The 9,851-nt window shown below is 66.4% G+C and carries 10 protein-coding genes; 6 read left to right on the top strand and 4 right to left on the bottom strand.

The window, feature by feature from the left end:
- Positions 1-317 precede the first annotated feature (317 nt).
- Entirely contained in the window at positions 318-1,058 is a 741-nt protein-coding gene (locus BRAS3809_RS19735; protein ID WP_008963821.1) for a DUF1223 domain-containing protein, read from the bottom strand.
- A 189-nt stretch (positions 1,059-1,247) separates the two neighbouring features.
- Positions 1,248-3,968: an aconitate hydratase AcnA gene (acnA, locus tag BRAS3809_RS19730; protein ID WP_008963820.1), complete on the bottom strand. Its 2,721-nt coding sequence runs from the start codon at positions 3,966-3,968 to the stop codon at positions 1,248-1,250.
- 223 nt (positions 3,969-4,191) lie between these two features.
- Here acnA and ccmA point away from each other — a divergent pair, with 223 nt between their 5' ends.
- From ccmA to BRAS3809_RS19705, 5 genes are all read left to right on the top strand, one after another.
- A complete protein-coding gene (gene ccmA, locus BRAS3809_RS19725; RefSeq protein ID WP_035657039.1) occupies positions 4,192-4,815 on the top strand; it encodes a heme ABC exporter ATP-binding protein CcmA in 624 nt (207 codons plus the stop codon).
- Between the two features lie 241 nt (positions 4,816-5,056).
- The gene (ccmB, locus tag BRAS3809_RS19720) at positions 5,057-5,725 is read left to right on the top strand and encodes a heme exporter protein CcmB (protein WP_006611638.1); all 669 of its coding nucleotides are present in this window, start codon (positions 5,057-5,059) and stop codon (positions 5,723-5,725) included.
- Positions 5,726-5,866: 141 nt separating this feature from the next.
- Positions 5,867-6,643, top strand: coding sequence for a heme ABC transporter permease (locus tag BRAS3809_RS19715; protein WP_008963818.1), 777 nt, complete (start codon positions 5,867-5,869; stop codon positions 6,641-6,643).
- A gap of 1 nt (position 6,644) precedes the next feature.
- On the top strand, positions 6,645-6,824 hold the full coding sequence (gene ccmD, locus BRAS3809_RS19710; protein ID WP_008963817.1) for a heme exporter protein CcmD: 180 nt from the start codon (positions 6,645-6,647) through the stop codon (positions 6,822-6,824).
- Positions 6,821-7,417, top strand: coding sequence for a DsbE family thiol:disulfide interchange protein (locus BRAS3809_RS19705; RefSeq protein WP_008963816.1), 597 nt, complete (start codon positions 6,821-6,823; stop codon positions 7,415-7,417). The genes ccmD and BRAS3809_RS19705 overlap by 4 nt, the downstream gene beginning before the upstream one ends.
- 298 nt (positions 7,418-7,715) lie before the next feature.
- On the opposite strand, the gene BRAS3809_RS19700 is transcribed toward BRAS3809_RS19705, so the two are convergent.
- Together BRAS3809_RS19700 and ftsY are read right to left on the bottom strand one after the other, a co-directional pair.
- Positions 7,716-8,318, bottom strand: a complete 603-nt coding sequence (locus tag BRAS3809_RS19700; protein ID WP_008963815.1) for a septation protein A — start codon at positions 8,316-8,318, stop codon at positions 7,716-7,718.
- Between the two features lie 81 nt (positions 8,319-8,399).
- A complete protein-coding gene (ftsY, locus tag BRAS3809_RS19695) occupies positions 8,400-9,347 on the bottom strand; it encodes a signal recognition particle-docking protein FtsY (protein ID WP_008963814.1) in 948 nt (315 codons plus the stop codon).
- A 59-nt stretch (positions 9,348-9,406) separates the two neighbouring features.
- On the opposite strand from ftsY, the gene BRAS3809_RS19690 reads away from it, so the two are divergent.
- Positions 9,407-9,851: RluA family pseudouridine synthase (locus BRAS3809_RS19690; protein WP_035657042.1), on the top strand; the 445-nt coding region annotated here is incomplete at its 3' end.

Genomic DNA, 9,851 nt, shown 5'->3' with positions numbered 1-9,851 from the left:
CGCAAGCGTCACGGGATCGTTAGCGGAATCATAATCGCGCCGCCTTTCCGCCCAGGGACCGCCCCCGATCTTAGGCATAAGATTCGCGTGCGTTGGCCCGGTCCTTTCGGTTCCGGATTCCTCAGCCCCCAGCCCCCCGGGGTCGTCAGGATCGGGTCTATTCACAAGTAATGGCAAAGGGCCAACGCGAGTTGGTCCTTTTGCTTTTTTGGCTACTGCAAACGGCGGTGATCGAGCCGTCAGTCATTGGGCAACGGCTTCCGTCGCCGGCACCGGCTGCGCGTCAGCAAGGCTGATCGAGTGGGGCCGGCCGAGGGCTAATGCAGCTCGGAAAATGCGGCGCCAAGCATCGGACCGGGGCGGTCGCGGCTCCCGTCCTGCACATAGACCACCGCGCCGTCCACGCCCTCGCGGGCGATCTTCTCCAGCGGAACGCTCCAGCTGGCTGGCGCGCCGTTCCAGTCGCCGAGTTTCAGAAGATTGCGAACCACGTTGTAGTAGGTCAGCTCCCGGCCGCTATTCTCGCCGCGCCCCACCTGGATCGGAACGGCACGCGCGATCGAACAGACCCAGACCTCGCCATGTTTGCGCACCGTATGCTCGGTCGCCGCAGCCACCGAGACCGTGAGCTCCTGCCCTTCGATCGACAGCCGCACCGGCACCGACATCGCGTTGCCGGCCTGCGCGGTCTCCTCGATGGCGCCTTCGATCGCCTCGCGGTCGCTGCCGATGACGTGGACCGAGCCGTTGACGATGGCCTGGGGAGTGTAGACATCGCGATCGCCACGCGCGCGCGAATAGGCCCGCTGCCGCGCCGTGAAGCGGGAATCGGCCAGGGTATCCTTCCAGCCGAGATAGTCCCAGTAGTCGATCGGAAGCGAGAGCGCGATGATGTTGGGATCGCGCGCGAGCTCGCCGAGCACCTTGTCCGCCGGTGGGCAGGACGAGCAGCCCTGGGAGGTGAACAGTTCAATCACCGCACGTGGATCGGAGGCGGCCGGCCGGACGAAAGCAATGACCGCACAGACACCCAGCGCCGCGCGCGACCACCACGACATCTGTCCACTCATCGCCACTGTCCCGTCTGGACCACCGTCCGCTGCGCTCTCGCGCGCCACCACCTACGCGATGCCGTCCTCGTAGTTAATAAACCGAAAATGCAAAGGAGGCGGCCCTTGTCATAGGCCGCCTCCTTCATCACCCGCTACTCACTTCAGAGTGAGCCAAACTGTCGCACCGTACTGTGGTTAAGCGGCAAGCTTCCGGAGCACGTAGTGCAGGATGCCGCCGTTCCGGTAGTAGTCCAGTTCGTCCAGCGTATCGATCCGGCAGAGCAGCGGCACCTGCTGCGCTGCACCGTCGGCCGAGACGATCTCGGCGGTCAGGGTCTGACGCGGCTTGAGGTCGCCCTGCAGGCCCTTGATGGTGACCTTCTCGTCGCCCTTGAGGCCGAGCGAGGACCACGAGGTGCCCTCCTGGAAGGTGAGCGGAAGCACACCCATGCCGACCAGGTTGGAGCGGTGGATGCGCTCGAAGCTCTGGCAGATCACGGCGCGGACGCCGAGCAGGCGGGTGCCCTTGGCCGCCCAGTCGCGCGACGAGCCGTTGCCGTATTCGGCGCCGGCGAACACCACCAGCGGCACGCCCTCTTCCTGGTACTTCATGGCGGCGTCGTAGATCGACATCTGCTCGCCGTCGGGCCAGTGCTTGGTCAGACCGCCCTCCGGGATGTTGCCGTCGGCGCCCTTGAGCATGAAGTTCTTGATGCGGATGTTGGCGAAGGTGCCGCGCATCATGATCTCGTGATTGCCGCGGCGGGTGCCGTACTGGTTGAAGTCGGCCGGGCGGACCTGGTGCTCGCTGAGGAATTTTCCGGCGGGCGAGGTCAGCTTGATCGAACCGGCCGGCGAGATGTGGTCGGTGGTGATCTTGTCGCCGAACAGCGCCAGAACGCGGGCCTCGACGATGTCCTTGATCGGCTCCGGCTCCTTCTTCATGCCCTCGAAATACGGCGGGTTCTGCACGTAGGTCGACGACATGTTCCAGCGATAGGTCTCGCTCTCGACGGTCTTGATCTTGCGCCAGTTGGTGTCGCCCTTGAACACGTCGGCGTAGCGCTTCTTGAAGATCGAGGCCTTGACGAACTTCTTGACGAAGTCGTTGACCTCCTTGGTCGTCGGCCAGATGTCCTTCAGGTAGACCGGCTTCTTGTCCTTGCCGATGCCGATCGGCTCGACCGCGAGGTCCTTGGTCACCGTGCCGGCCAGCGCGTAGGCGACGACCAGGGGCGGCGAGGCGAGGTAGTTGGCCTGCACGTCCGGCGAGACGCGGCCTTCGAAGTTGCGGTTGCCCGAGAGGACCGCCGCCGCGACGACGCCGTTGTCGTTGATCGACTTCGAGATCTCCTCCGGCAGCGGACCGGAATTGCCGATGCAGGTGGTGCAGCCGAAGCCGACGAGGTTGAAGCCGACCTTGTCGAGGTCCTTCTGCAGGCCGGAGTTTGAGAGGTATTCTGCAACCACCTGACTGCCCGGAGCGAGTGAGGTCTTCACCCACGGCTTGGCCTTGAGGCCCTTGGCGGCGGCGTTGCGGGCCAGCAGGCCGGCGCCGATCAGCACGCTCGGGTTCGAGGTGTTGGTGCAGGAAGTGATGGCGGCGATGACGACGTCGCCATGGCCGATGTCGAAATCCTTGCCCTCGACCGGGAAGCGCTGCTCGGCGGCATCCGGCTTCTTGTACTCACCGGCCAGCGCGGTCGCAAAACCCTCGGCCACGGCAGGGAGCGCGATGCGGCCCTCGGGGCGCTTCGGACCGGCCATCGACGGCACGACGTCGGCGAGGTCGAGATTCAGCGTCTCGGTGAACACCGGATCGGCCGACTTGGCGGTGCGGAACAGGCCCTGCGCCTTGGCATAGGCCTCGACCAGCGCGACGCGCGGGCCCTTGCGGCCCGAGGTCTTCAGATAGTCGATGGTGGCGGCGTCGACCGGGAAGAAGCCGCAGGTGGCGCCATATTCCGGGGCCATGTTGGCGATCGTCGACTTGTCGGCGACCGAGAGATGGTCGAGGCCGGGGCCGAAGAACTCGACGAACTTGCCGACCACGCCGAGCTTGCGCAGCATCTGGGTGACGGTGAGCACGAGGTCGGTGGCGGTGACACCTTCCTTCAGCGCGCCGGTCAGCTTGAAGCCGACGACGTCAGGCAGCAACATCGACAGCGGCTGGCCGAGCATGCAGGCCTCGGCCTCGATGCCGCCGACGCCCCAGCCGAGCACGGCGAGACCGTTGACCATGGTGGTGTGCGAATCGGTGCCGACCAGCGAATCCGGATAGGCGACCTCGAAGGTGCCCTTGGTGCGGCCGACGGTCATCTTCTCCTTCTTGGTCCAGACCGTCTGCGCCAGGTATTCGAGGTTGACCTGGTGGCAGATCCCGGTGCCCGGGGGCACGACGGAGAAGTTGGAGAACGCCTTCTGGCCCCACTTCAGGAACTCGTAGCGCTCCTGGTTCTGCTTGTACTCCTCGGCGACGTTCTTGCCGAACGCCTTGTTGTCACCGAAGTAGTTCACGATTACCGAGTGGTCGATGACGAGGTCGACCGGGACGAGCGGGTTGATCTTCTCGGCATCGCCGCCGAGCTTCTGCATCGCGTTGCGCATGGCCGCGAGGTCGACGACGGCCGGGACACCGGTGAAGTCCTGCATCAGCACGCGGGCCGGGCGGAAGGCGATCTCGTGCTCCAGCGACTTCTTGCGCAGCCATTTCGACACCGCGACGATGTCGTCCTTGGTGACGGTGCGGCCGTCCTCGTTGCGCAGGAGGTTCTCGAGCAGCACCTTCATCGAGTACGGCAGCTTCGAGATGTCCTTGAGACCGTTCTTCTCGGCTGTGGGCAAGCTGTAATAGATGTAGCTCTTCGTTCCGACCTTGAGGGTCTTGCGACACTTGAAGCTGTCGAGCGAGGTCATGCGTGGGAATCCCAATTGATCTGTATACCCCGTGGGGGTATTTAAGAACCGTCAGCGCGAGGCGCCGGATGGCTTGCAGCGGACGATTGTGTGCTGCATCAAGGTCGGGCTTATAGAAGCTTTCTAACTGCGTCGCTACAGAGACAATCAAGTCCCGGCGTGGCATCACCCACAAATTCTCGCACGCTAGCCATCAATTTCGTAAGGGCTGTCACGACGCGCCATGCAGCTGTCTCCAACACTGTCTCCGAGGCTGTTCGGACACGACGTCAGATGCGTGCGCGGCGGCCGCGAGGTGTTTGCCGGCCTCGCCTTCGAGGCGCGCGCGGGCGAGGCGCTGGCGGTGACCGGACACAATGGCGCGGGCAAGACCTCGCTGCTGCGGCTGATCGCCGGCCTGCTGCTCCCGGCCGGCGGCACCATCGCCATCGCGGACGGTGACAGCGAGCTGACGGTGCCGGAGCAGGCGCATTATCTCGGCCACCGAGACGCGCTGAAGCCGGCGCTCAGCGTGCGCGAGAACCTCACCTTCTGGGCCGACTTCCTCGGCGGCGGAATGATCAGGCCGATCCCGGATTGCCTGGAAGCCGTCGGCATCGCCCACGCGATCGACCTGCCCGCCGGCTACCTCTCCGCCGGCCAGCGCCGCCGGCTGTCCCTGGCCCGCCTGCTCGCGGTGCCGCGCCTGCTGTGGCTGCTGGACGAGCCGACCGCCGCGCTCGATGTCGCCGGTCAGGCCATGTTCGCAGGGCTGATGCGGGAGCATCTGGCGGGCGGCGGACTGATCGTCGCGGCCACGCACGGGCCGCTCGGCATCGACACCAGCGAGCTGCGGATCGGAAACTGAGCTGATGTTTATGGGACAGGCAATTTTTCACCGCGGCATCGGTGCGCCCCCCTCCCCCCGCGCGGAGCGGAGCTTCGCTAGGCGGGGAGGGGGGTTGGGGTGGGGTGGAGGTGGGGGGTCCACACGGGCAGTCTTTCCTGGGACCCCCACCCCCGACCCCTCCCCGTAGGGGGGAGGGGAGCGCAGCGAGCTCGGAGCAGCAGCGTCGCTCCCAAGCATTTCTCATCAGGGCTCTTTTCCAATGACCGCGCTGGGCGCCCTCATCCGCCGCGACATCCGGATCGCGCTGCGTATCGGCGGCGGCGCGCTGATCGGCGTGCTGTTCTTCCTCACCGTCGTGGTGCTGATGCCGTTCGCCGTCGGCCCGGACCTGGCGCTGCTCACCCGGCTCGGTCCGGCGATCCTCTGGCTCGGTGCCCTGCTCGCCAGCCTGCTCACGCTCGACCGGCTGTTTACCGCCGACCACGAGGACGGCTCGCTCGACCTCATCATCATGAGCCGGACGCCGCTGGAGCTCGCCTGTGCCGCCAAGGCACTGGCGCATTGGCTCGCCGCCGGGCTGCCGCTGGTGATCGCCACGCCCGTGCTCGGCCTGCTGCTGAACCTCGACGCCACCGCCACCGGCGCGGTCGCCCTGACCCTGCTCGCCGGCACGCCGGCGCTGACCTTCATCGGCATGATCGGCGCAGCGTTGGCGGTGACGATGTCCCGTGGCGGCCTGCTGCTGGCCGTCCTGGTCCTGCCGCTGTCGATCCCGGTGCTGATCTTCGGCGTCGCCGCGTCGCAGGCGGCCATCGTGGGACCGCTGCCGTTCGGCGCGCCGTTCTCGATCCTGTGCGCGCTGTCGCTGGTGAGCTTCGTGATCGGCCCGTTCGCAGCTGCAACCAGTCTGCGCAACGGCCTGGACTGACCGGCCGCTCTGCATTGCCCCCATCATTCCCGGGCAGCGGCGGATTAACCCGGAACGCACTGGGGTTTGACCATGATCAACTCTTAGCCAGCCGCACCGTGCTGATGGACTGCAACCGCTTCCGCCTTTAACAAGGGTCCCATGTCGCTGATCGACCTTGCCAATCCCACCCGGTTCCTTGCGCTCGCGGCGCGCCTGTCGCCGTGGCTGGCGCTGGTCACGGTCGTGCTGCTCGCCGCCGGCCTCTACCTGTCGGCGCTGGCGCCCGACGACTACCAGCAGGGCGCGACCGTCAAAATCATGTTCATTCACGTGCCCAACGCCTGGCTGTCGATGTTCGTCTGGGGCGTCATGAGCATCGCCTCGCTCGGCACCCTGGTGTGGCGGCATCCGCTCGCCGACGTCGCCGCCAAGGCGGCCGCGCCGATCGGCGCCAGCTTCACCTTCCTCGCGCTGCTGACCGGCTCGCTGTGGGGCCGGCCGATGTGGGGTACCTATTGGGAGTGGGACGCCCGGCTGACCTCGGTGCTGATCCTGTTCCTGATGTATCTCGGCCTGATGGCGCTGTGGCGGGCGGTCGAGGATCCCACCCGCGCGGCCCGCGCCGCCGCCGTGCTGACCTTGGTCGGCGCCCTCAACCTGCCGATCATCAAGTTCTCGGTCGACTGGTGGAACACGCTGCACCAGCCGGCCTCGGTGATGCGCATGGGCGGTCCGGCGCTGGACAAGGCCTTCCTGATCCCGCTGCTGGTGATGGCCGTCGGCTTCACCTTCCTGTTCGTGACGCTGCACGTCGCCGCCATGCGCAACGAGATCCTGCGCCGCCGCGTGCGCAGCCTGCAGATGATGCAGGCACGGGCCTATCAAGGCAGCGCGCCGTCCGGCGGCGCGACCAGCCAGGCCGTGGGAGCCGCCTGAGATGGACCTCGGCCCCTACGCCTCCTTCATCGCGACCTCCTATCTAGCCGCCGCGGTCGTCGTGGTGCTGCTGATCGCCTGGATCGCGATCGACTACCGCACCCAGAAGGCGCGGCTGCGCGCGCTCGAGGAGAGCGGCGTCAGCCGCCGCTCCGGCCGCGCGGCAACGGACATCCAATGACCGAGCAGTCCCCGAAAGATCCGGTGCCGCGGCGCCGCTCGTTCCTCATGCTGTTGCCGCTCGTGGTGTTTCTCGGGCTGGCCGCGCTGTTCTGGTCTCGCCTCGGCAATGGCGATCCCTCGCGCATTCCCTCGGCGCTGATCGGCCGCCCCGCACCAGCCACCCCGCTGCCGCCGCTGCCCGAACTCGCCAGGGACGGGGCCGCGGTTCCGGGACTCGATCCGGCCGCGCTGAAGGGCAAGGTCAGCATCGTCAATGTCTGGGCGTCCTGGTGCGTGCCCTGCCACGACGAGGCGCCGCTGCTGGTCGACCTCGGCCGCGACAAGCGCTTCCAGATCATCGGCATCAACTACAAGGACGCCGCCGACAACGCCCGCCGCTTCCTCGGCCGCTACGGCAATCCCTACGACGTCGTCGGCGTCGACGGCAACGGCCGCGCCGGCATCGAATGGGGCGTCTACGGCGTGCCGGAGACCTTCGTCGTCGGACGCGAGGGCACCATCGTCTACAAGCTGGTCGGCCCGATCACGGCGCAGAACATCGACGCGGTGCTGAAGCCGGAGATCGAGAAGGCGCTGAAGGCGGGGAGTTAGTTTGCTGACGGCAAGCCGCTAGTTCTCATCGCGAGCGAAGCTGTCCGTCCAACCCCGTCGTCATCGCCCGGCTTGACCGGGCGATCCAGTACGCCGTGACAGCAGAGAGACTCAGGACGGCCGCGGCGTACTGGATCATCCGCCTTCGCGGATGATGACAGTGAGTATTTCTCCTCGCCGTCATTCCGGGGCGCTCGCGTCAGCGAGCGAACCCGGAATCTCGAGGTTCCGGGTTCTATGCTTCGCATTGCCCCGGAACGACGACGTGCGCGTGGGGCCCGGCAGTCAAGCCTTATAGCTACCCCTTGCTCACATCCCCTTCCGCCGCATCGCTGGCGGCCAGCGAGGCCGGGTCCTGGTGGTAGCGCTTGATCAGTGGCATCTGGGCGATGGCGAAGATCATGGTCAGCGGCAGCACGCCGAAAGCCTTGAAGCCGACCCAGAAGTCCGTGCTCTGGGTGCGCCAGATGATCTCGTTCAGCAACGCCATTCCGGCAAAGAACAGCGCCCAGCGAAAGGTGAGGATGCGCCAGCCGGCTGGCGTCAGGTTGAACATCTGATCGAACATGATCGCGATGAACGAGCGGTTGAACAACAGCCCGCCGCCGAGCACGGCCGCGAACAGGCCGTAGATGATGGTCGGCTTGACCTTGATGAAGGTCTCGTCGTGCAGCACCAGCGTCAGCGTGCCGAACACGATCACGACGACGGCAGTGACCAGCGCCATCAGCGGAATGTGCCTGGTCACGACATAGGACGCGATCAGTGCCGCGATGATCGCGACCATGAAGGCGCCGGTCGCAGCGAACAGATTGAACTTGGCGTTGACGAAGAAGAACACGATCAGCGGACCGAGTTCGGTCGCGAGCTTGAACAGCGGATGCGGCTGGGTCTTGTCCATTCCATGTCCTGTTGGCTGTCGTCAGCGGCGACGCAGCTGGTCTCGTCGTCGATCAAACCGCGCCGGAGCAGCGCGGCAGCGTCAATCCTCGATGCCGGCGATCGCCCGCGCGAAATCCTTCGCCGCGAACGGCTGCAGATCCTCGACGCCCTCGCCGACGCCGATGAAGTGCACCGGCAGCTTGAACTTCTCCGACAGCGCCACCAGGATGCCGCCGCGCGCCGTGCCATCGAGCTTGGTCATCACCAGGCCGGTGACGCCAGCCGTACGATGGAACGCCTCGACCTGCGACAGCGCATTTTGTCCCACGGTGGCATCGAGCACCAGCAGCACCGCATGCGGCGCCGAGGCGTCGACCTTGCGAATGACACGCACGACCTTCTCGAGCTCGTTCATCAGCTCGGCCTTGTTCTGCAGCCGGCCGGCGGTGTCGATCAGCAGGATATCGCGGCCCTGCTCCTTGGCCGCGGTGATGGCGGTGAAGGCGAGGCTTGCGGAATCCGAGCCTTGCGCGCCGGCGATGACCGGCGCCCTGGTGCGCTCGCCCCAGACCTTGAGCTGCTCGATGGCGGCGGCGCGGAAGGTGTCGCCCGCGGCCAGCATCACCTGCTTGCCTTCGGAGGCGAATTTCTGGGCGAGCTTGCCGATCGTCGTGGTCTTGCCGGAGCCGTTGACGCCGACGACGAGGATCACGAACGGCTTGTGCCCGGCCTCGACGACGAGTGGCTTGGCCACCGGCGACAGCACCTTCTCGACCTCGGTCGCGACGACAGCCTTGACCTCGTCGGCGCTGATCGCCTTGTCATAGCGGCCGGCGCCGACGGCTTCGGCGATCCTTGCGGCGACCTGGGTGCCGAGATCGGCGCGCAGCAGCACGTCCTCGATGTCGTCGAGCATCGCGCGGTCGAGCTTGCGCTTGGTGACGAGGTCGGCCACGGCCGTGCCGAGCGCGCCGGAGGTGCGCTTCAGGCCGTCCGAGAGCCGCCGCCACCACGACCGCTTGGGTGTTTCGGAGGTGGTATCGTTCATGGCGTGGTGTTAGCCCTTTCCCTTCCCAAACGAAAGCTCACACCCGCGTTACGGTTTCCATGGACATTAACCAACCCACCGACGAGGAGATGCTCGCCCGCGTGCTCCACCGCGACGGGCTGATGCTGGTCATCGACAAGCCGGCCGGCATTCCCGTGCACAAGGGCCCGAAGGGCGGACCGAACCTGGAAGCCTCGTTCGACGCGCTGCGCTTCGGCCTGCCGCGCCCGCCGGTTCTGGCGCATCGGCTGGACAAGGAAACCTCGGGCTGCCTCGTGCTCGGCCGCCATCGCAAGGCAACCGCCTCGCTCGGGCTTTTGTTCAAGCACGGCAAGATTTCGAAGACCTATTGGGCGGTGGTCGAGGGCGGCCCCGACGCTGACGAAGGCGTGATCGAGCTGCCGCTGGGGAAGCTGAATGCCGAACGTGGGTGGTGGCAGAAGCCGGATCCACAGGGGCAGCCGGCGATGACGAAATGGCGGGTGCTGGGGCGGTCGTATTCCC

This window comes from Bradyrhizobium sp. STM 3809 (genome assembly GCF_000239795.1).
Classification (GTDB): Bacteria; Pseudomonadota; Alphaproteobacteria; order Rhizobiales; family Xanthobacteraceae; genus Bradyrhizobium.
The sequence above is the reverse complement of the archived record's forward strand: the minus strand, read 5'-3'. Positions and strand labels throughout refer to the sequence as shown.